This is a genomic window from Agrobacterium larrymoorei (assembly GCF_030819275.1).
GTDB classification, from domain to species: Bacteria; Pseudomonadota; Alphaproteobacteria; order Rhizobiales; family Rhizobiaceae; genus Agrobacterium; species Agrobacterium larrymoorei_B.
The window spans coordinates 1389302-1409370 of the sequence record NZ_JAUTBL010000002.1 but is presented as its reverse complement, the minus strand read 5'-3'; the positions used below and the strand labels follow the sequence as shown (position 1 = coordinate 1409370).

General features: G+C 58.1%; 21 protein-coding genes. 7 read left to right on the top strand and 14 right to left on the bottom strand.

The annotated features are described in order from the left end of the window. Nucleotides 1-123: 123 nt before the first annotated feature. Genes ccoS through ccoG form a run of 4 tightly spaced genes read right to left on the bottom strand, consistent with a single transcriptional unit; the run spans nt 124 to nt 4653 of the window. Complete coding sequence (ccoS, locus tag QE408_RS15520) at nt 124-279, bottom strand: cbb3-type cytochrome oxidase assembly protein CcoS (RefSeq protein WP_306932714.1); 156 nt, start codon at nt 277-279, stop codon at nt 124-126. Next, the gene (locus QE408_RS15515; protein ID WP_306932712.1) at nt 276-2576 is read right to left on the bottom strand and encodes a cation-translocating P-type ATPase; all 2301 of its coding nucleotides are present in this window, start codon (nt 2574-2576) and stop codon (nt 276-278) included. The genes ccoS and QE408_RS15515 overlap by 4 nt, the downstream gene beginning before the upstream one ends. Further along, nucleotides 2573-3073: a FixH family protein gene (locus tag QE408_RS15510; RefSeq protein ID WP_306932710.1), complete on the bottom strand. Its 501-nt coding sequence runs from the start codon at nt 3071-3073 to the stop codon at nt 2573-2575. Before QE408_RS15510 ends, QE408_RS15515 begins: the two co-directional genes overlap by 4 nt. Beyond that, nucleotides 3070-4653, bottom strand: coding sequence for a cytochrome c oxidase accessory protein CcoG (gene ccoG / locus QE408_RS15505; RefSeq protein WP_306932708.1), 1584 nt, complete (start codon nt 4651-4653; stop codon nt 3070-3072). The genes QE408_RS15510 and ccoG overlap by 4 nt, the downstream gene beginning before the upstream one ends. 112 nt (nt 4654-4765) lie before the next feature. On the opposite strand from ccoG, the gene QE408_RS15500 reads away from it, so the two are divergent. Then, a complete protein-coding gene (locus tag QE408_RS15500; protein ID WP_306932707.1) occupies nt 4766-5167 on the top strand; it encodes an SRPBCC family protein in 402 nt (133 codons plus the stop codon). A gap of 41 nt (nt 5168-5208) precedes the next feature. Here the strand turns inward: QE408_RS15500 and ccoP are convergent, their stop codons facing one another. From ccoP to cobU, 6 genes are all read right to left on the bottom strand, one after another. Then, on the bottom strand, nt 5209-6072 hold the full coding sequence (gene ccoP / locus QE408_RS15495; protein ID WP_306932706.1) for a cytochrome-c oxidase, cbb3-type subunit III: 864 nt from the start codon (nt 6070-6072) through the stop codon (nt 5209-5211). 4 nt (nt 6073-6076) lie between these two features. Beyond that, nucleotides 6077-6229 carry a cbb3-type cytochrome c oxidase subunit 3 gene (locus tag QE408_RS15490; protein ID WP_306932705.1) on the bottom strand — a complete coding sequence of 51 codons (153 nt, stop codon included), beginning with the start codon at nt 6227-6229 and terminating at the stop codon, nt 6077-6079. 12 nt (nt 6230-6241) lie between these two features. Next, a complete protein-coding gene (gene ccoO / locus QE408_RS15485; protein ID WP_306932703.1) occupies nt 6242-6973 on the bottom strand; it encodes a cytochrome-c oxidase, cbb3-type subunit II in 732 nt (243 codons plus the stop codon). A gap of 11 nt (nt 6974-6984) precedes the next feature. Continuing rightward, nucleotides 6985-8607: a cytochrome-c oxidase, cbb3-type subunit I gene (gene ccoN, locus QE408_RS15480; protein ID WP_306932701.1), complete on the bottom strand. Its 1623-nt coding sequence runs from the start codon at nt 8605-8607 to the stop codon at nt 6985-6987. A gap of 166 nt (nt 8608-8773) precedes the next feature. Then, the gene (locus QE408_RS15475; RefSeq protein WP_306932699.1) at nt 8774-9451 is read right to left on the bottom strand and encodes a hypothetical protein; all 678 of its coding nucleotides are present in this window, start codon (nt 9449-9451) and stop codon (nt 8774-8776) included. A 176-nt stretch (nt 9452-9627) separates the two neighbouring features. After that, nucleotides 9628-10152 (bottom strand): bifunctional adenosylcobinamide kinase/adenosylcobinamide-phosphate guanylyltransferase, encoded by a 525-nt coding sequence (gene cobU / locus QE408_RS15470; protein ID WP_306932697.1) that lies wholly within the window; start codon nt 10150-10152, stop codon nt 9628-9630. 543 nt (nt 10153-10695) lie between these two features. Between cobU and QE408_RS15465 the strand changes: the two genes are divergently transcribed. Beyond that, on the top strand, nt 10696-11382 hold the full coding sequence (locus QE408_RS15465) for a DUF599 domain-containing protein (RefSeq protein WP_306932695.1): 687 nt from the start codon (nt 10696-10698) through the stop codon (nt 11380-11382). Between the two features lie 78 nt (nt 11383-11460). After that, entirely contained in the window at nt 11461-12420 is a 960-nt protein-coding gene (locus tag QE408_RS15460; protein WP_306932693.1) for a DUF1624 domain-containing protein, read from the top strand. Nucleotides 12421-12703: 283 nt separating this feature from the next. Here the strand turns inward: QE408_RS15460 and QE408_RS15455 are convergent, their stop codons facing one another. Beyond that, on the bottom strand, nt 12704-13090 hold the full coding sequence (locus tag QE408_RS15455; RefSeq protein ID WP_062426111.1) for a MerR family transcriptional regulator: 387 nt from the start codon (nt 13088-13090) through the stop codon (nt 12704-12706). A 66-nt stretch (nt 13091-13156) separates the two neighbouring features. Continuing rightward, nucleotides 13157-14527, bottom strand: a complete 1371-nt coding sequence (gene mgtE / locus QE408_RS15450) for a magnesium transporter (protein ID WP_306934817.1) — start codon at nt 14525-14527, stop codon at nt 13157-13159. 384 nt (nt 14528-14911) lie between these two features. Here mgtE and QE408_RS15445 point away from each other — a divergent pair, with 384 nt between their 5' ends. The 3 genes from QE408_RS15445 to QE408_RS15435 are packed head-to-tail and all read left to right on the top strand — an operon-like array spanning nt 14912 to nt 18044. After that, nucleotides 14912-17218 carry an FdhF/YdeP family oxidoreductase gene (locus QE408_RS15445; protein WP_306932689.1) on the top strand — a complete coding sequence of 769 codons (2307 nt, stop codon included), beginning with the start codon at nt 14912-14914 and terminating at the stop codon, nt 17216-17218. Next, nucleotides 17218-17556, top strand: a complete 339-nt coding sequence (locus QE408_RS15440; protein WP_306932688.1) for a hypothetical protein — start codon at nt 17218-17220, stop codon at nt 17554-17556. The genes QE408_RS15445 and QE408_RS15440 overlap by 1 nt, the downstream gene beginning before the upstream one ends. After that, complete coding sequence (locus QE408_RS15435; protein WP_306932687.1) at nt 17553-18044, top strand: peptide deformylase; 492 nt, start codon at nt 17553-17555, stop codon at nt 18042-18044. The genes QE408_RS15440 and QE408_RS15435 overlap by 4 nt, the downstream gene beginning before the upstream one ends. A 26-nt stretch (nt 18045-18070) precedes the next feature. Here the strand turns inward: QE408_RS15435 and QE408_RS15430 are convergent, their stop codons facing one another. Next, nucleotides 18071-18493 carry an OsmC family protein gene (locus tag QE408_RS15430; protein WP_306932686.1) on the bottom strand — a complete coding sequence of 141 codons (423 nt, stop codon included), beginning with the start codon at nt 18491-18493 and terminating at the stop codon, nt 18071-18073. Between the two features lie 126 nt (nt 18494-18619). On the opposite strand from QE408_RS15430, the gene QE408_RS15425 reads away from it, so the two are divergent. Continuing rightward, nucleotides 18620-18787 (top strand): Thivi_2564 family membrane protein, encoded by a 168-nt coding sequence (locus QE408_RS15425; protein WP_003502827.1) that lies wholly within the window; start codon nt 18620-18622, stop codon nt 18785-18787. A gap of 171 nt (nt 18788-18958) precedes the next feature. Here QE408_RS15425 and QE408_RS15420 read toward each other — a convergent pair whose 3' ends face one another. Continuing rightward, the gene (locus QE408_RS15420; protein ID WP_306932629.1) at nt 18959-20032 is read right to left on the bottom strand and encodes a BMP family ABC transporter substrate-binding protein; all 1074 of its coding nucleotides are present in this window, start codon (nt 20030-20032) and stop codon (nt 18959-18961) included. Nucleotides 20033-20069: the final 37 nt, after the last annotated feature.

Below are 20069 nucleotides of genomic sequence, written 5' to 3'. Positions count from 1 at the left end.
TCCATTTTGCATTTGATGGCGCCTGTTTTGGCACTCTAACCTTCAAACGGCAAGGCGAGACCCTATTGAATCGGTTAAATTTTGATGACAGCGCTCAGCTTTGGTGCCGCTATCGATGATCCCTCAAGCGGCTGGTTTGTCGTCCCCGTCCTCCAGCGCCCGCCAGGCGGAGCCATCCATATCCTCATACTGCCCGCTCTTCAGCGACCAGAGGAAGGCAAAGAGACCGAGCCCACCGAGAAGCAGCGCGACGGGTATGAGGAATACCAGCATGTTCATGCGATCTGCGCTCCATTTCCCATCTGAAGAGCGGTATCGCCTTGCTTGCGCTTGCCTGTGGCTCGCTTCTCGAAGCCGTTGAGGCGAAGCGCATTGGTGACCACGATGATCGAAGAGGTCGACATGGCAATGGCCGCGATCATGGGCGTGGCGAGACCTGCAAGTGCTACAGGGACGGCGATGATGTTGTAGCCGATCGCCAGCGCAAAGTTCTGGCGGATGAGCCGCCCTGCCCGGCGCGAAATGTCGACAGCGAAAGAGACGGACCTCAAGTCTTCCCGCAGGAAAACAAAGTCTGCGGTCTGACGCCCAATATCGGCTGCTGATGCCGGAGCGATGGACACATGCGCCGCGGCGAGTGCTGGGGCATCATTGATCCCGTCGCCCACCATCAAGACCTTTCGACCGCTGGCCGCCAACTCTTCGCAGCGGCGCGCCTTATCCGCCGGGGCTAAGCTACCATTCCAGCGCAAGAGACCAAGCTTGCCTGCCAGCGCCTTCACCGCGGATGGCCTGTCTCCGGAAACGATTTCCGTCTCGAACCCGAAGCGTTGCAAAGTCTCGATCGCCTCGAAGGTGCCCGGCCGCACCCGGTCCTCGAAGCGGAAGCAGGAAACCTCCACTCCGTTCAGTGACAAGATCACTTCTGACGCGGAGCCCCCATCGCTCTGCTGTCCTTCTGAGGGGCAGCAAAAGCGTCGATTGCCGAGCCGATAGACGCCGTTTCCGGTTTTCGCTTCGACCCCACATCCCGGGATTTCGCTGACGTTGTCGAAGACAGGAAGCGCACCACGGACGGAACCGTAAAGCGCCTGGGACAGAGGGTGACGAGAATTGGCGGCAAGGCCAGCAGCGAGGTGCAAGGCATCGTCCGGCACATCCTCCCTATTGAGCAGGCGGGGCTCGCCGATTGTCAGTGTGCCGGTCTTGTCGAAGAGCACGGTATCGGCCTCGGCAAGCCGCTCCATGGCCGAGCCATCCTTGACCATGACGCCGTTCTTAAAGAGCTCGCCCGCGGCGACGACCTGGACGACAGGAACAGCAAGGCCAAGGGCACAGGGGCAGGTGATGATGAGAACGGCAATGGCGATCAGCATCGCCTGTTTCCAGTCTCCGCCAAACACGCCCCAGGCAATGAAGGACACAAGCGCTAGAATGTGAACCACAGGGGAATAGTATTGCGCCGCGCGATCTGCCAGGCGGCGATAACGCGCCCTGCCCCCTTCAGCCGCTTCCATCAAGCCGATAATCTCCGCCAGGAAGGAATCGCGGGCGAGCGCCGTTGCTTTGAGAGTTAGCGGACCAGTGAGGTTCAAGGTCCCCGCCTGAACGCTGTCACCCGGCTGAACGATTCTGGCGACACTCTCACCGTTGACGATGGACATGTCCAGATCGCTGGAGCCGGTTATGATCACACCATCTACCGGCACCCTCTCGCCTGCTGCAACAAGGACGACGTCACCTGGAGCCAGTTCGGCAATTGCGCGGTACTCGCGCTGTCCATCGGCAAGCAGGACCATGGCACCATGCGGTGACAATCTTGCTAGACCGGCAACAGCCGAGCGCGCGCGGTCGCGCATGACGTGATCGAGTGTGCGACCTATCAGCAGGAAGAAGAGCAGTGAGACGGTCGCATCGAACCATGCGTGGCTTCCGCTATGCATGGTTTCCCAGAGCGAAACGGCGTAGGAAAGCGTGATCGCCAAAGCGATCGGCACATCCATATTGGTGCGGCCATGCTTCAGAGCGTTATAGGCAGACCGATAGAAGAACCGCCCTCCATAGACCAGCGCCGGAGCTGCGATCAGGGCGGATATCCAGTGGAACATGTCGCGTGTGGAGGCATCCGCACCGGACCAGACCGATATCGATAGCAGCATGATGTTTGCGGCTGCAAACCCCGTAAGACCGACTGCCCGGATCAATTGGTTCCTGAGGTCGTCGGAAGCTTCTTCGGCGCTGGTAAAAAGATGGGTTTCGTAACCCGTCGAGGCGACTGCCCTGGCAAGGATGCCCGGATCGGTGCGAACGCCCGCCACCTGCTCGCGCCAGACGATGGAGACTCGTTTCGAGGAGAGGTTGACGCGAGCGCGCGCCACCTCGGGCAATTTCTTCAAACAGGTTTCGATCGTGGTGATGCAGGTGCCGCAATAGACGCCGGGCACCGAGAGATCGATCTGTCGCAGGCCCTGCCCAAGATCACGACTAGCGAGCGCCATTTCTTCCGACGATGGCAAGGCCTTCCTTAATCCCACTTGGTCGAGAGCACCTTCGGTGCCAGGCGCGCAACAACTCATCTGACATCTCCGGCAATATCGATGCGGGTGCCTTCATGAACGATGATCTTGCCGTCCTTCACGGCGACAGCCTCGACGATCCAGTCTCCTGGCGCTAGCTGGTGGTGGGCTGCAAAGCCATTCGCCGATTGCTTTTCCAGGACCAGCGAGAAATCCTGCTTCTCCCCAACCGGGCGGCGAAAATTGAGCGTCACGGCATCCGTCTCGATCGGTCCCTTGGTAGGATGGCTTACCTCGTACGCGATGCTATCGCCGTCGAGTTTGAGCTTGCCGACGATGCCGCTCGCCGCACGCGCCTTGGCCGCTTCCGCCTTGCCGTTGAACTGCTGACTGGCGACGTAGGTGTTTTGCACCACAAGCCCACTCCAACTCGAAACCGCGTTCCACGCCATGGTGACATTGACAGCAATCACCGTGCCGAAGAACAGCACCATGATGGTGAGCATGTGCCAGCCGGTGAAGACAAAGGCAGGCTTTTCCTGTCGCTCGATCGTCATTTCTTTACTCCCGGTCCATTGAAGACGGCCTTGTAATGCGCGGTTTCAGAGTGTTCCGCATCCGACGCGAGGAAGTTGAAATCGCTTGCTATTTTGGTGGCGCCGGCGGGCATGGTGACGAAGAGCTTGAGGCTTGTGACTTCGTCCGGCTTGACCCTGATGTCGAAGCTTCGCGCAGGCTCATCCGCAAGACCGTTGATCTTCATCACCGCGCCCGGCAGCCCTTCCAGCGACAAGGTGATGGTGCGTGGCTGCGCGATCATATTGAGGACGCGGACGGTGTACCCGTTGCGGATCGAGCCATCCGATTCCAGCACATATTGCGGATTACGATCGTGAATGACATTGACCGCAAGGCGCTCGCGAGTGGCCAGCGTCACCAGCATGACGACGCCAACCAGACACCAGACGGTCATGTAAAAGATCGTGCGAGGACGCAAAATGATCCGCCAATTGAAATGGCGTATGGCATTGACGAAGCTGCCATCGGGATTGCGGACCGCATTCGGCTGAATGGCATGCGCGCCGTTGCCGGTCGCCAGTGCCATGTTCGCATCATATTCCTGAAGCGTGGCATAGGCGATCAGGCCATGCGGCTTACCGAGCTTGTCCATGACGCCATCGCAGGCGTCGATGCAGAGTGCGCAGGTGATGCACTCCATCTGCTGCCCGTCGCGAATATCGATGCCCATGGGACAGACGGCAACACAGGCATTGCAGTCTACACAGTCACCCACCGGCGCGCCGGCGGCGACCGCTTTTTTGGCGTGACGCGCGCGGGGTTCGCCGCGCCAGTCGTTATAGGTCACGACAAGCGAATGCTCGTCCAGCATAGCGCCCTGGATGCGGGGCCACGGGCACATATAGGTGCAGACCTGCTCACGCATCAGCCCGCCAAGCACATAGGTCGTCGCCGTCAGGATCGCCACGGTGTAATAGGCGACCATCGGCGCCTCTCCCGTGACGAACTGCTTCAGCAGCGTCGGAGCATCGGCGAAGTAGAATATCCAGGCACCGCCCGTCACCACACCGATCCCCAGCCAGACGAGATGCTTGGAGACGCGCTTTCGCAACTTGTCGAAGCGCCAGGGCGCGGCGTCGAGCTTCATGCGCGCGTTTCGGTCGCCTTCAATGGCGCGCTCGACCACAAGGAAGAGATCGACCCACACCGTTTGAGGACAGGTATAGCCGCACCAGGCACGACCGATGGCCGAGGTGATGAGGAAGAGGCCAAAACCTGCCATGACCAGAAGCCCGGCGACATAGTAGAATTCCTGTGGCCATATCTCGATGAAGAAGAAGTAGAAACGCCTGCTGGCGATATCGATGAGCACCGCCTGATCGGGTGCATAGGGACCACGGTCCCAGCGGATCCACGGCGTCAGATAGTAGATGCCAAGCGTGATCAGCATCACGATCCATTTGAAACGACGAAAGCGACCCTCCGCCCGCTTGGGGAAAATCTTCTTGCGCGCCTGGTAAAGCGGCGTCCTGTTCTTCGCAGAATTGACCGGTTCGGCATTCAATCTTTCGACAGACTTAAGGCCACTGCCGGGGTCGCGGGCGGTATAAAGGTTCATGATCGCAAGGTCCGTTTCTGTCCTTGCGTTTTGACATTCCGGGGGTCCATCATCCTTGACTTAGGTCAAGCAGGGACAAAGTGGCGCAGGCGCTGCAAACTGGAGAAGAGTGATGGCGACAATGATTTCACGGATCGTTCATCTGGCAATCGACCGGCCATGGCGGGAGGTCTATGCCTTTGCGTCAGATCCGGAGACAATGCCGCGCTGGGCTGCGGGTCTGGCAAGCGGCCTCAAGCAGGATGGTGAAGACTGGATCGCTTCAGGGCCTCTCGGCGACGTGCGCGTGCACTTTGCCGCGCCGAATGATTTCGGGGTCATCGACCACGTGGTGACGCTGCCGGATGGGATGCAAGTCTATAATGCACTTCGGGTGACACCGAATGGTGACGGGGCGGAAATCACGTTCACCGTTTTGCGGCTGCCGGGGATGTCGGAAGACGATCACGACCGGGATGCCGCCGCGGTGCTGGCGGATTTGAAGACTTTGAAGGGACTTCTGGAGCACCAATAAAAAGGGCCGCACGACGCGGCCCCGATTGCCTTTAAGTCGCGCTATTCACCACCCCCCAGGGAGTGGACAAAGAGCGCCAGTTGCTTGACGGTGGTATCACCCAGACGCTCGCCCCAGGCGGGCATGACACCATGTTTTGGTCCTCGGATCTGCGCGACAATGCCCTCCTCGCCATGTGCCTTCAGCCAGATGGCGTCAGCGAGGTTTGGCGCGCCCATATCGCGGTTGCCCCTGGCATCCTCACCGTGGCAAGAGGCACAGTTATCGGCAAAGATTTGCTTGCCCGGCTCTATCATTGCCGGATCATGCGGGGTTCCGGTAAGGCTTACGACATAGGCTGCGACCTGACGGATTTCGTCGCTCTTCAGCACGTCAGCAAAGGCCGGCATCTCCGAGACCCGTGTCTCCGGGTCCTCGTTGAAGCGGATGCCGTGGGTGATGGTTGTGTAGATATCGTCGGCCTTACCGCCCCACAGCCAATCGTCGTCGTTCAGGTTGGGATAGCCGTTACCGCCTTCCGCACCAGAGCCGTGACACTGGACGCAGTTGACCTTGAAGGCGGCGGCTCCACCGGCAACAGCGAACTGCATGAGGTCGCTATCGGCCTGGATTTCCTCCAGCGAAGAAGATGCGATCTTGTCCAGATAGGTGGTCTGGGCCGCCCTCGCATCGGCCATCTCGGTCGCCACGGTGGCGCGGCTGCTCCAGCCGAGAACGCCCTGCGTCGCGCCGCTTATCAGGGGCCATGCCGGGAAAGCGATTGTGTAACCGATCGCCCAGACGATGGTGGCGTAGAAGGTCCAGACCCACCAGCGGGGCATGGGGTTGTTCAGCTCTCGAATGCCGTCCCATTCGTGGCCGGTGGTTTCGACGCCGCTGATCTGGTCTATGTGTTTGTCCGACATGATATCAATCCTCCTTGAGAGGAATCTTGGCGGCGTCGTTGGCAGCCTTTCCGCCGCCCGGACGCAAGGTGAAGAGGACGACGCAGAAGAAGAACAGCGTCATGACAAGCAGGCCCCAGCTATCGGCAAAGTGGCGCATGGCGGTATAGGTTTCCATCTGACCCTCCTCCTATCGGTAGCCGGCAGCGTCGTCGTAGGTCGAAAAATCGACCAACGTGCCAAGCATCTGCAAATAGGCGACGAGCGCGTCCATTTCGGTCAGCTTCGTCGGATCGCCGTCGAAATCCCCGATCTTTGCCTTGGGATAACGTGCCTCCAGGCCGGTCGTGTCGGCATTCGGATCGGCCTGCGCCTTCATGTCAGCCTCGGCTTTCTGCAACATGTCGTCGCTATAGGGCACGCCGACCGCGCGGTTTGCCTTCAGATCCATCGCCACGTTCGTCACCTGCAGCGGTGTCGTCTTCAGAAAGGCGTAGCTTGGCATGACCGATTCCGGCACGACGGAGCGCGGATTACTCAGATGCTGGACATGCCATTCGTTCGAATAGCGATCACCCACGCGCGCCAGATCCGGTCCCGTTCTCTTGGAGCCCCATTGGAACGGGTGGTCGTACATGCTTTCCGCAGCCAGACTGTAATGACCGTAGCGTTCCACCTCATCACGGAAGGGGCGGATCATCTGGCTGTGGCAGACGTAGCATCCTTCGCGGATGTAGATGTTGCGCCCGGCGAGCTCCAGCGGCGAGTAAGGCCGCATGCCCTCTACCTTCTCGATCGTGTTTTCGAGATAGAAAAGTGGCGCGATTTCCACGATGCCGCCAATCGAGACGACTGCCAGCGATCCGACGAGAAGCAAGGTGGCGTTGCGCTCGATGATGCCGTGTTTATCAAGGATAGACATGATCGATCTCCTTACTCGGCCGGTTGCAGCTTGGGAGCCGCCGCCGTACCGGTATTCTCTTCGCGCCTATGGCCGAGAATGGTTCTGGTGATGTTGTAGGCCATGACGATTGCGCCACTCAGGAACAGCAGGCCGCCCATTGCGCGCAGCAGATAGTATGGGAACATGGCAGCCACGGTTTCCGCGAAGGAATAAACGAGGAAGCCCTGCGCATCATATTCACGCCACATCAGGCCCTGCTGGATGCCGGCAACCCACATGGAAGCCGCGTAGACGACGATACCGAGCGTGGCGAGCCAGAAGTGCCAGTTGACCAGGGCCAGGCTATAAAGCCGTTCGCGATGCCACAGTTTTGGAACCAGGAAGTAGACTGCGCCGAAAGTGATCATGCCATTCCATCCCAGTGCACCTGAATGCACGTGGCCGATGGTCCAGTCCGTGTAGTGGCTGAGCGAATTGACGGCCTTGATCGACATCATCGGCCCTTCGAAGGTCGCCATGCCGTAAAAGGCAACCGCCATGATCATCATGCGCAGGATCGGGTCGGTGCGCAGCTTGTCCCAGGCGCCGGAAAGCGTCATGAGACCATTGATCATGCCGCCCCATGAAGGCATCCACAGCATGATCGAGAACACCATGCCGAGCGTCTGCGCCCAGTCGGGAAGTGCTGTGTAATGCAGGTGGTGTGGACCGGCCCAGATATACATGAAGATCAGCGCCCAGAAGTGGATGATCGACAGGCGGTAGGAATAGACCGGGCGGTTCACCTGCTTGGGAATGAAGTAGTACATCATCCCGAGGAAGCCCGCGGTCAGGAAGAAGCCGACGGCATTGTGGCCATACCACCATTGCGTCAGCGCATCCTGGACGCCCGAGAATGCCGAATAGCTTTTCACGCCGAGGAACGACACCGGCACGGCCAGATTGTTGACGATATGAAGCATTGCGATGGTGACGATGAAGGCCAGGTAGAACCAGTTCGCCACATAGATATGCGGCTCCTTGCGCACGAAGATGGTGCCGAGGAAGGTGATCAGATAGGCCACCCATACGATGGTTAGCCAGATATCGACATACCACTCCGGCTCGGCGTATTCCCTGCCCTGCGTGATGCCGAGCAGATAGCCGGTCGCCGCCATGACGATGAAGAGATTGTAGCCCCAGAAAACGAACCAGCCGAGATCGCTACCAAACAGACGCGCGCGACAGGTGCGCTGCACCACATAGAAGGAGGTCGCGATCAGCGCATTTCCGCCAAAGGCAAAGATGACGGCGGAGGTGTGCAGCGGGCGAACGCGGCCGAAATTGAACCATGGCTGGATGTTGAGGTTCGGATAGGCAAGCTGGAGCGCGACGATGACGCCCACCAGAAAGCCGACCACGCCCCAGAAAACCGTGGCGATCACGCCGTAACGGATCACATCGTCGAAATATTCGGTTTTCTTGCGCGCCTGAATTGCCGGATCGACCGGTGCAAAGGAGACACGACGCAGCATCACGACCGTTCCGACCAAAAGCACGAAGAACAGCACCCACATGTGGGCTGCGAAGAGATTGTCGTGAGCGAAGGCCGCCCCGAGCAAAGCGAGGAAGGCCCCCACGGCCACCATCGCTATTCCTAAAGTAGAGTTCATTGTTGGCTTCCCCCAACGTCACATCAGATATGACGCGGAGCGAAGCAGCCTTGATCGAAGCGGCAAACATGCTTTCGCGTCGTTTGCAGCTTTGCCACCGGAGATGACAAGCGGCCTTGATCCAAATCAAGACCGCAGCGTCAAAGAACGGCGCGGGGTAGCCCGATCAGTGAGCGATGGACGGCGGCGGAAAGCTCAGGAGTGCGGACTTGTAGTTCTCGATGACGAAGCTGATCGGGGTCCCATCCGGCTTTGTCAGAACTGCTTCATTGGTGATCAGGGTTTCGGGAACATCCAATGCGGTGCTGTGACCGGGTGTGATTACCTGTCCCATTTCCCAATGCTCTGGAAGTGGCTGCCAGATTAGCTGGGAGGACACGGTGTGACGCTGGAAATGAAGCGGCAGAACGGCCTTGCCGAAGGGCGTATCCGTCGTGTCCAACGTCTGGTTCATGTCCGTCGTCAACCGGTCCGGCACGTACCAATTGTCGGCCTCAGACAGCACCAGATCGCCGCATTTCAGCAAAACGTGCCTGTAACCGAGCGGGTCGGAACCGGAAACGTTCAATTGGCGGCGTACCTCATCCGGCGCTGTCTTCGTGTCCTTGAGGCGGATGGCTGAAATTTTCGCGGGTTCGGCAAGCTTATGGTCGGCGCACCAATGCTCCAGCGTCAATGTCGCGCTGTCCTGGCTGAGCAGTTGGATACTCAGGTCCTGCACGGTGGCCAGCGCCGCGAGACGGCTGACAGGCGTATCCGGCCAACTCGCCTGCGCGGCAAGGGCTTGCCCGGACATGGATATGGCAAGGTTGCAGATAAGGGCTTTGAAGGCGAAGGATGACATTTGCTGCTGACTCCGGGTCGATTTGATCGGATGAAAATCGCATCAGGCAGTCGGCATCAGGACGATGCGGACGCAGCAAATCACGATGCCTGTGTGGCGGATTTGTGGGAGGCTGAGGGAGACACTAAAACTGCCGCACCGGACCACGAAGCCAACCCGGGCGAGCGACGGGCAACCTACCCTTTCATCTTCAAAGGCAACCCGGCCGCGATGAAATAGACTTCCGACGCGACGGCAGCGATCCTCTGATGCAGCCGGCCAGCGTGATCGCGAAAATCTCGCGCCATGCGATTCTCGGGCACGATGCCAAGGCCTACCTCGTTGGAAACGAAGACGATCTTTGATTTGGCTTTCGTCACATGGTCGACCAGTGGCTGAAACGCCGCCTCAACGTCTAGCCCCTCCTCCATCATCAGGTTCGTGACCCAAAGGGTCAGGCAATCAACGAGGATGGTATTGGAGGCGTCATCAAGGCGTTTCAGGGTCTCTACCAGATTTAACGGTTCCTCATGCGTGATCCATTGATCCCCGCGCTGAAGACGATGGCTGGCGATGCGAGATTTCATCTCCTCGTCCCAGGCGCGGCCTGTCGCCACGTAGTGAGCGACACCCTGAGACGAGAGCGCCAACCGTTCAGCGAAAGCGGATTTGCCAGAGCGTGCGCCACCGAGCACCAGCACGACACGAGATATCTCGCTCATTCGGAACCTGCAGGGAGAGAAAGAGTTGAGAGCGATCCGATCGCCAGTTCGGACTGTGCCGAAAGCCTTGAGGCGCCAGACATGAAAAGAGAACGATTCGTAGATATGGAGGCGTTCTCCCGGTCGATCATGCTGGATCGTCGCGGTAACCGTCATGAAAGTATGATGTCCCTCCGCCCTGTGCGGTCAAGTCAACATCTGCTTTCATGGGGAAAGCGTCGGATCGCTGAACTGAAGGTAGGATGCGATGTGGCTGTTGTCAAATTTCGCAAGAAGAAGACGTCGCGAGAGACACGCTTTCCGCCCTTGGGATGACCCGGTGCATAAGAAGAGGCCCCGTACTCAATACCCGCTCCGGAGCCTCGCCGATCTGTCTAACGGTATAAGCTTACCGGATGGTTAGCGCGCACTGAAATGGTTCGGATTTTTCCGCCGACATGTCTCGATTGCCTTGAACTTATTTCTTGGTATGACAACCTTCGAAAACACTCCGGGTATTCACCTGACGGAAAAGACGAGCAGCGGGTTGAGGGCGAGACCGACATGACGACAATGGATTACATCGCGTTCGTCATATTCCTGGTTCTCTGGGTGTCCTATGCCTACATCACGACCGCCCGATCGCCCTTTGGCAGAACCAGCCTCAATCAAGCCATGGCCGACCGCCGCAGACGGTGGATCTATAATTCGCTGACGCGCGATCTGAAGATGATCGATACACAGATCATGGCAGGCCTCCAGAATGGCACGGCTTTCTTCGCATCGACTTCCATCTTCGCGATCGGCGGCTGCTTCGCGCTTCTCGGCGCTACCGATAGGGTCGAATCGGTGTTTCGCGACATGCCGTTCGTTTATTATGGCGGCCGGACCGCTTTCGAGTTGAAGGTTATCGGGCTGACCTGTCTTTTCGGCTACGCCTTCTTCAAGTTCGGCTGGTCGTATCGGCTGTTCAACTACTGCACCATTCTCTTCGGCGGAATGCCGATGGTGCATGAGGCAAATGCCGATCGAAAAGCAGCCGAGCGAGCGGCGGAGAACGTCATTCGCATGAATGTCATCGCAGCAAAGAATTTCAACGACGGGCTTCGCACCTTCTTCCTGTCGATCGGCTATCTCGGCTGGTTCATCAATGCCTATGTGTTCATCGTCATGACCGTCATCATCATTGTCGCGCTGCTGAGACGCCAATTCTCCTCAGAAGCGCGTCTCGCGATCATGGACGATCATTAATCGCCTGTCATGAAATCGCCCCACTTTGTGGGCGAAGCGCAGGCAAAGCCACCTCACCGTTGCGAAGGAAATCACAGAATGAATGAGGCAACCGCGACGGTTACCAAGTCTGGCCGCATCGGCTTTCTCGACACGTGGCGCGGGATCGCGCTGATCGCCATGGCAAGCTACCACTTCACCTGGGATCTTGCCATGTTCGGCTATATCCCGCCGGAAACGCCGACCGAAGGTTTGTGGCGTCTCTATGCGCGGGCGATTGCCAGTTCGTTTCTGTTTCTCGCGGGTTTCAGCCTGTTTCTGGCCCACCGCAAGGGGATAAATTGGCCAGCCTTCGGTAAGCGATTTGCGATGGTCGCTGGCGCCGCGTTGCTGATTTCGGTCGCGACATATATCGCCGTCCCTGGTGGCTGGATATTCTTCGGCATCCTGCACAATATCGCGGTGGCGAGCCTGATCGGTCTTATCTTCCTGAGATTGCCTGCCTTGGTGACGCTGGTCGTGGCTGTTTTGGCCTTCCTTGCGCCGATCTATTTCTCGTCGGATGCCTTCAACTCGATCTGGCTGTCCTGGATCGGATTTGCCACAGCGCCTCCCCGCTCCAACGACTACGTGCCCGTATTACCATTTCTCGCGCCGTTCCTCGTCGGTCTTGGTGTCGCACAAATCGCTGTGCCGCGCGGATGGCTGGATCGTTTCCGAAAGCCTAGCGGTAAGCGCAATCTGCTGGCCTTCTTCGGTCGGCACAGCCTGTCCTTTTACCTTATTCACCAGCCGGTGCTGATCGGGCTCGTCTATCTGGCATCGATCACTTTCCCGCCGCCTCCTGTCGATCAGGTGGAAGCTTACAAGAAGAGTTGCGAAGCAAGCTGCATGCAGACCCAAAACAACTTGGATCTCTGCCAGAGCTTTTGCGGTTGCACCTTGGAGAAGCTGCACAGCGAAAATGTCTTCGACGCGATGATGGCGAATACAGCCAGTGTCGAGCAGCAGAGCAAGATCAGAGACGTCGCGGCACAATGCTCGGCGGAGGTACAGTAGTCCGTAGCGAGTTCAAATTCGAAGGCAGTCGGCGACAACATTCGGATGGTGACGTTGGCCATTGCGACGCTCAGCCACTCTGTGGATGAGAGTTTCAGTACTCACCGGCTTCAATAACCGACAACGTCTTCTGCTCCCGCTCGCCACTCAGCATGTCGGGGTAAGACGATCATCTCGAAATTGTGCGGATTGTGGAGGATCGATCAGGCGGACGGCTGTTAGGCCTCAACATCGAGACTGGCACGATCGGAAAGATCCGCACCGACTGGCGCGGATGAGGCCGTTACGTACCCACGCCGATTTCGGCGAGACGCGTCAGACACGCTTCCTCGACATTATCGAGTTCCGCCAAGGTCTCTTCGATATCGCGGCGCTTCTGGCGGAGGTCGGCGCGCTTTTCATCGACCTTCTTCATCAGAAGTTCAAGCTGACCGGACTCACCGGGCGGCTCCTTGTAAACCTGAATGATTTCACGGATTTCGGCGATGGTGAAGCCGATGCGGCGACCTCGGAGAATTTCCTGAATAAGCCTGCGATCCGCGGCGCGGAACAGGCGCGTGCGTCCACGGCGTTCCGGATGGATCAACCCTTCGTCTTCATAGAAACGAAGAGTGCGGGTGGATACACCGAATTCGCGCGTGAGTTCCGTGATGCTATAATACTTATTCAAGGCTTTGTCCGATTCTGGCTAACGGACATTATGTTTGACCTTCACGTAAAAGTCAATTTTCGATCGTTACCTGGATATGCCGAACCACCAGGTTGCCAGGCCTAAAAACGAGAAGAAGCCCACGATATCCGTCACTGCGGTAACGAAGACGGCAGACGAAACTGCCGGATCAGCACCGAACTTATCAAGAAACAACGGAATAAGAATACCGGCCAGAGCAGCGGCAAGCATGTTGATCAGCATGGCGGTTGCGATGATGCCGCCAATGTTCGCATCGTGAAACCAGATGCCGGCGATGATGCCGATGGCGCAGCCGAAGAGCGCGCCGTTCAAAAGCCCGACGCCCGCCTCACGGCGAATAATGCGCGCCGCATTATGGATATCGAGGTTCTTGGTGGCGAGCGCACGTACCGAGACAGTCATGGTCTGCGATCCCGCGTTCCCCCCCATGCCTGCCACGATTGGCATCAGGATGGCGAGCGCCACGACCTGCTGGATGGTGGCGTCGAAGAGTTCGATCACAGAGGCTGCGAGGAAGGCCGTCATCAGGTTGATCCCAAGCCATGGCACGCGGGATTTGGATGTGCTTGCGATGCTGTCGGACAATTCTTCATCGCCGACACCGCCGAGGCGAAGCAAGTCCTCCTCCGCCTCTTCCTGAATGACGTCCACCACGTCATCGATGGTCAGCACGCCGACGAGGCGACCGTTGTTGTCCACGACGGCCGCGGACAAAAGGTCGTATTGCTCGAAGAGCTGGGCTGCCTCTTCCTGATCCATCTCCGCCGGAATGGGATGGTTTGTCTCATGCATGATGGTTTCGATCTTCACCTGCCGCTTTGAGCGCAGCAGCCGATCGAGATCGAGCGCGCCGACGAGCTTGAAGGTGGGATCGATGACGAAAATCTGAGAGAAGGATTCAGGCAGTTCCTCCTCTTCACGCAGGTAGTCAATCGTCTGGCCAACTGTCCAGAACGGCGGCACGGCGACGAACTCGGTCTGCATACGGCGACCGGCAGAGCTTTCCGGATAGTCCAGAGCTCGCATCAGCCTCACACGTTCGGTGAAGGGCATCTGCGAAAGGATGTCTTCGCGATCCTCGCGGTCGAGGTCTTCCAGAATGTAGACCGCGTCGTCCGAATCGAGTTCGCCGATACCGGCAGCGATCTGCTCGTTCGGCATCTGCTCGACGATATCGAGACGGATTGCTTCATCCACCTCGGTCAGCGCGGTCATGTCGAAATCGGTGCCCAGCAGGCGCACCAAGGCGTGACGTTGCTCCGGCTGGATCGACTCCAGCAGGTCGCCCAGTTCGGATTCATGCAAGCGTGCTACATTTTCACGCAGAAACAGCACATCGCGATCGGCGATTGCAGCACCGACCATTGCGAGAAAATCGGACCGGATCGAGCCATCTTCAGCGTAGATGTCCGCCATGACTTCCGGACGCTTGGCCTCTTCCGTTGCGGGATGATCGTGGTCGGCTTGTGTCAACTTGCGCCCCCTTGTCCGGTCATTGGCCTGCTTTGTAACGGGCTGGAGATTGTCGTTTAAAACAACAATGTCAACAACCCGTTAGGCAAGAACTGGTTTCATCATCTTGCTTTCCATAATCACGGGTATGGGCAGAGGTCTCCATGTCGTCGATGCGCGGGCATGGTGTCGCCATTGGGAAAGCGAAACGCGCATCCGCGCAACGGATAGAATTGATATATGCTAGGGAAGCGCCTATCTGAACAGTTATGCTGCAGCGCAAACTAAGGATCGGGTGAGTCTGTTTTGGCACCGATCGAGACAAGATCATCAAGGAGAGACGGTACCATGGGCAAGATGGATTTCATCGGCAAGCCTTCATCCGCGGCTGGCGGCTGGGGCGCGCTGAAGAGCGTGGGCAAGCGCCTGCTGGAATCCGGCGCACCTCTCTCCAATGTGAAGACGCTTCTCAAAACAAATCAACCCAATGGTTTCGATTGTCCTGGCTGTGCCTGGGGCGACCCGGAGCATGGCTCATCCTTCGAGTTTTGCGAAAACGGTGTGAAGGCCGTTTCCTGGGAAGCGACAGAAGCGCGCGTTCCTCCGGAGTTTTTTGCCGAGCATACTGTCTCCACGCTTAGCCAGTGGTCGGATTACGAGCTGGAAAAGCAGGGCCGCCTGACGAACCCTCTGCGCTACGATCGCGCGACCGACCGATATATGCCTGTTTCGTGGGCCTTGGCCTTCCAAGAGATCGGCGCTATTTTGCGCGGTCTTGATAGCCCGGATCGCGCCGAGTTCTACACGTCCGGGCGGGCCTCCAACGAAGCTGCTTTCCTTTATCAGCTGATGGTTCGCCTCTATGGGACCAACAATTTCCCCGACTGCTCCAATATGTGTCATGAGGCGAGCGGCGTCGGTCTTAAAGCCTCGATCGGTGTAGGCAAGGGGACCGTTCTTCTGGAAGATTTCGAGAAGACCGATGCGATTTTCGTCATCGGCCAGAACCCCGGCACCAACCATCCCCGCATGCTAGGCGATTTGAGGCGGGCGGCTCTCCGCGGCGCGCGTATCGCTGTCTTCAATCCCATCAAGGAAAAAGGCCTGCAGCGTTTCAGCGACCCGCAGGACAAGCTGGAAATGATCACCGGCGGCAACACGAAGATTGCCACCAACTACTACCAGCCCCGCCAGGGCGGCGACATGGCTGCCATTCGCGGCATCAGCAAGGTGGTGTTCGCGGCCGATGAAGCGGCGCGTGCCGAGGGCAAGCCCGCCATCATCGACTACGACTTCATCGCCAGCCATGTCTTGGAGTTCGAGGCGTACCGCGCTGCCGTGGATGCAACGAGCTGGGAGACCATTCTTGACCAATCGGGTCTCACACGCGAAGAGATCGAGGAAGCGGCCTCCATCTATATGAATGCCAACTCCGTCATTGCCACCTGGGCGATGGGGGTGACGCAACACAAGCACTCCGTCATCATCGTTCGCGAGATCACCAATCTCATGCTGCTGCGGGGCAATGTCGGGCGCCCAGGTGCCGGCCTCTGCCCGGTTCGCGGCCATTCCAACGTTCAGGGCGATCGCACCGTCGGCATCGACGAGAAGGCACCGCCTGCCCTCCTCGATGCGCTGGAAAAGGAAGTCGGCGTGGCGATGCCGCGCAACCGCGGACACAACACCGTGGAAGCGATCAGCGCCATGCTGGATGGAAAGGCGCAAGCTTTCATCGCGCTTGGCGGCAACTTCCTGCGCGCCACGCCCGACAGCCCGTTGATCATCGAAGCTTTCAAAAAGCAGAAGCTGACCGTCAACATCGCAACCAAGCTTAACCACTCCCATCTTGTACCCGGAGAGACCTCCTTCATTCTACCCTGCCTTGGCCGCACCGAGATTGATCGCAACTCCTCAGGCACGCCTCAGATCGTGACGGTGGAGGATTCGATGAGCATGGTCCATGGTTCGGGCGGTATCAATGAGCCGGCCTCGCCCGAACTGCGTTCCGAAATTGCCATCATTGCCGGGATTGCGGAAGCCACGCTTGGCAGTGACCGCGTCAACTGGACCGCCCTTGCCGATGATTACAATTTGATCCGAGACATGATCGAACGGGTCATTCCAGGGTTCCAGCAATTCAATGAACGTGTTCGGGTGCCGCGCGGCTTCCACCTGCGCAACGCCGCAGCCGAGCGGGAATGGCACACGCCAGAGAAGAAAGCGGTCTTCTTCACCGGCCCACTGCCGGAGATGACCGAGCATCAAGAAGCCCTATCGAAAGACGGTCTTTTCGTGTTGCAGACCTTCCGCAGTCACGACCAGTACAACACCACGATCTACGGCCTGGATGACCGCTACCGTGGTGTGTACGGTGAACGTCAAGTCATCTTCATGAACCCGAATGACATGGAAAAGCTCGGCGCCCGTGCCAAGCAGCGCGTGGATGTGATCGGCGAATATGGCGATGGTGTCGAACGCGTCGCGAGGAACTTCCGTCTGGTGCCCTATAACATTCCGCAGGGCAGCGTCGGTGGTTATTATCCTGAGCTCAATGTTCTTGTGCCGCTGCATAGTTATGGCGAAGGCAGCTTCACCCCCACTTCCAAATCCGTGCTCGTGTCGGTCCGACTACGTGGCGAAAACGAGACGGCATAATGGATGAGGACGACGCTTCCACACGCTTCATGACGGCAGTGGAAGAGTTCCTCAGAATCGCGCCTGCCGGACTTCAGCCGACAGGTGCGGCCATCATTGTCGCCGTCCATATGGGTATCGGCAGCGACAGCCGCAGTCTTTCCAACAAGCTTGGTATGGCTCATGCTCTGGTGTTACGGGAGGTCAACGCGCTGTCTGACACGATGCTCCGCATCGTCCGGCGCGAGACCAGAACACAGCGGACCTTCGTGGCATTGACCGAAGAGGCCCAAGCGCTGGCGGCAACCGCATCCCAAGCTTTGATGAAATCGTCACTTTCAAATTCAGAGACGCCATGACCGTTCGCACCCTCATCCGATACCCATCATCTGCCCTGGCAACTCTGTGCGAGCCAGTGACAACGTTTGGTCCAGACCTTGCCGCCTTACAGCAGGACCTTGTCGATACCATGCGGGCCGCGCCTGGCGTCGGCATCACAGCAGCACATATCGGTGTCCTTCAGAGGATTTTCGTACTGGAACTGCAACCCGGCAAGATCCTGACCTACATCAACCCTGAGATCGTCCGAACGTCCACCGAGACAATACGCCATATCGAAGGCAGCGTTTCCATGCCGGGTTTGACAGAAGAAGTGGAACGTCCCCGCCAGGTGACGGTGCGGTTTCGCAATTTGGCAGGTGGTGAACAAGAAGAGACAGCGGATGATTTCCATGCGATCTGCATCCAGCATGAGATCGATCAGCTCGATGGTGTCTTCTGGATCAAACGGCTATCAAAACTCAAGCGCGACCGGCTCATCCGCAAGTGGGAAAAGTCCCAGCGCTGAGTGATGTCCTGCGCCATCATCAAAGATCAAATAATATCCAGATGAAATTCCGCCTCACCGCGCAAGGTGTTGCTGACGGTGCAGATTCTTTCCGCCTCATGAGCGATTGCGTGCTTCGTCGCCTCATCGAAATCACCGGTGATCGTCAGCCCCATGTCGAAACGGAGAATGCGGGCGGGTTCCCCATCGGATTTCTCGCCTGTCACCGTCGCCTCAACAGCCTCGAACCTGTCGAGCACCCCCATGCGGCTTGCGGCGATACGCGCGCTCAAGACCAGGCAGGCGGCAAGCGAGGAATATAGGAGGTCGAGCGGATTGAAGCCTGGATCGGACGCCGCTGTCACCACAGACATATGTCCGCCTGTCGGTGTCTCAATCTGCGGATGGCCGTTGCGTCCCAAAAGGGCTGTCGCGCCCACGTACCGCTTCTTCACCCGTAGCTCGCTCACGCCTGCTCCCAATCTCCATTTCCCGCAAATTCATTTTGCACAATGGAACCAAATTATAAATTGCGGCTTTTACTCACGCAACGGTGATCGGACCGTTCAATGAAACGGAAATAGGAGCTGGGACATATGGTTACCTCGACGCTAGTCAGCATTCTGATCACCTTTCTGGTCATCGTACTCGTGCTGTGGCTCATCGCTCGTCTGCCAGTGGGCGGCGGCGCAAAGCAGATCGCTCAGGTCATCGTGATCATCATCGGTATTATCTCGCTGCTGAAGTATCTCGCAGTCTTCTGATAACGATCCTGTCCGACCCGCAGCAACAACATGCGCGGTAAAGGCATGGAAAAGCCCGTCGCTCCATCGACGGGCTTTTGCTTTTCCAGCATTTGCTTCGAGGCTGAACGAACTTCAGCAAAAAAGGGCGCGCAACGAATTGCACGCCCTTCCGAATTTAAGATCTCAGACTTATTGCGGCAGCTTGTCGTCGACGCCTTCGACATAGAAGTTCAAACCGAGCAGAACGCCGTCTTCAGCCTTTTCGCCAGCCTTCAGCCACTCGGTGCCATCCTGCTTTTTCACAGGACCTGTAAAGGGGTGAAGCTCGCCGGACTTGATCTTGGCTTCGGTATCCTCAGCCATCTTCTTCACGTCGTCAGGCATGTTTGTGTAAGGCGCCATCGTCAGGATGCCGTCTTTCAGACCGTCCCAAACCGACTCGGATTTCCATGTGCCATCAAGAAGCGCCTGTGTGCGCTTGATGTAATAGGCACCCCAGGTGTCGACGATCGCCGTCAGCTGCGTGTTGGGTCCCGCCTTGATCATGTCGGAGGCCTGGCCGAAGGCCTTGATGCCGCGTTCTGCAGCAACCTGCATCGGCGCTGTGGTGTCAGTGTGCTGCGTCAGGATATCGACGCCCTGGTCGATCAGAGCCTTGGCCGCATCGGCTTCCTTGCCGGGGTCGAACCAGGTGTTCGCCCAAACGACCTTGACCTTGAAGTCAGGGTTGACGGAGCGCGCGCCAAGCAGGAAGGAATCGATGCCCATCACAACTTCCGGGATCGGGAAGGACGCGATGTAACCGGCGACGCCCTTCTGCGACATCTTCGCAGCGATCTGGCCCTGAATGTAACGGCCTTCATAGAAACGGGAGTTGTAGGTCGCCAGATTCGCCGCCGTCTTGAAACCGGTTGCGTGTTCGAACTTCACCTTCGGGAACTTCTGCGCAACCTTGACGGTCGCATCCATGAAGCCGAACGACGTGGTGAAAATCAAGTCGCAGCCGGAACGGGCCATACGCTCGATTGCGCGCTCGGCATCCGGGCCTTCTGGAACACTTTCAAGGAACGGCGTCTCGATCTTGTCGCCGAAATGCTTCTGCAATTCCTGACGGCCGATATCATGCGCCTGCGTCCAGCCGCCGTCCGTGCGCGTGCCGACATAGACGAAGCAGACTTTCTTGGCGTCGGCGGCCTGTGCGGCCGGAACAACGCCGATAATCGCCGCGGCGGACGCGGCCAATGCGATAATGAGTCTTTTCATTTTTACCCCTGCTTGGTTAGGCATGACTTTCGGATTT

Excerpts from the sequence above, each read along its gene's own strand:
- ccoO (WP_306932703.1), bottom strand. The coding sequence starts at position 6,973 with ATGTCTATCCTTGATAAACACGGCATCATCGAGCGCAACGCCACCTTG.
- QE408_RS15515 (WP_306932712.1), bottom strand. The coding sequence starts at position 2,576 with ATGAGTTGTTGCGCGCCTGGCACCGAAGGTGCTCTCGACCAAGTGGGA.
- QE408_RS15440 (WP_306932688.1), top strand. The coding sequence starts at position 17,218 with ATGGATGAGGACGACGCTTCCACACGCTTCATGACGGCAGTGGAAGAG.
- QE408_RS15435 (WP_306932687.1), top strand. The coding sequence starts at position 17,553 with ATGACCGTTCGCACCCTCATCCGATACCCATCATCTGCCCTGGCAACT.
- QE408_RS15500 (WP_306932707.1), top strand. The coding sequence starts at position 4,766 with ATGGCGACAATGATTTCACGGATCGTTCATCTGGCAATCGACCGGCCA.
- ccoP (WP_306932706.1), bottom strand. The coding sequence starts at position 6,072 with ATGTCGGACAAACACATAGACCAGATCAGCGGCGTCGAAACCACCGGC.
- mgtE (WP_306934817.1), bottom strand. The coding sequence starts at position 14,527 with ATGGCGGACATCTACGCTGAAGATGGCTCGATCCGGTCCGATTTTCTC.
- QE408_RS15460 (WP_306932693.1), top strand. The coding sequence starts at position 11,461 with ATGAATGAGGCAACCGCGACGGTTACCAAGTCTGGCCGCATCGGCTTT.
- ccoN (WP_306932701.1), bottom strand. The coding sequence starts at position 8,607 with ATGAACTCTACTTTAGGAATAGCGATGGTGGCCGTGGGGGCCTTCCTC.
- cobU (WP_306932697.1), bottom strand. The coding sequence starts at position 10,152 with ATGAGCGAGATATCTCGTGTCGTGCTGGTGCTCGGTGGCGCACGCTCT.
- ccoS (WP_306932714.1), bottom strand. The coding sequence starts at position 279 with ATGAACATGCTGGTATTCCTCATACCCGTCGCGCTGCTTCTCGGTGGG.
- QE408_RS15445 (WP_306932689.1), top strand. The coding sequence starts at position 14,912 with ATGGGCAAGATGGATTTCATCGGCAAGCCTTCATCCGCGGCTGGCGGC.
- QE408_RS15490 (WP_306932705.1), bottom strand. The coding sequence starts at position 6,229 with ATGGAAACCTATACCGCCATGCGCCACTTTGCCGATAGCTGGGGCCTG.
- ccoG (WP_306932708.1), bottom strand. The coding sequence starts at position 4,653 with ATGAACCTTTATACCGCCCGCGACCCCGGCAGTGGCCTTAAGTCTGTC.
- QE408_RS15475 (WP_306932699.1), bottom strand. The coding sequence starts at position 9,451 with ATGTCATCCTTCGCCTTCAAAGCCCTTATCTGCAACCTTGCCATATCC.
- QE408_RS15510 (WP_306932710.1), bottom strand. The coding sequence starts at position 3,073 with ATGACGATCGAGCGACAGGAAAAGCCTGCCTTTGTCTTCACCGGCTGG.
- QE408_RS15465 (WP_306932695.1), top strand. The coding sequence starts at position 10,696 with ATGACGACAATGGATTACATCGCGTTCGTCATATTCCTGGTTCTCTGG.
- QE408_RS15420 (WP_306932629.1), bottom strand. The coding sequence starts at position 20,032 with ATGAAAAGACTCATTATCGCATTGGCCGCGTCCGCCGCGGCGATTATC.
- QE408_RS15425 (WP_003502827.1), top strand. The coding sequence starts at position 18,620 with ATGGTTACCTCGACGCTAGTCAGCATTCTGATCACCTTTCTGGTCATC.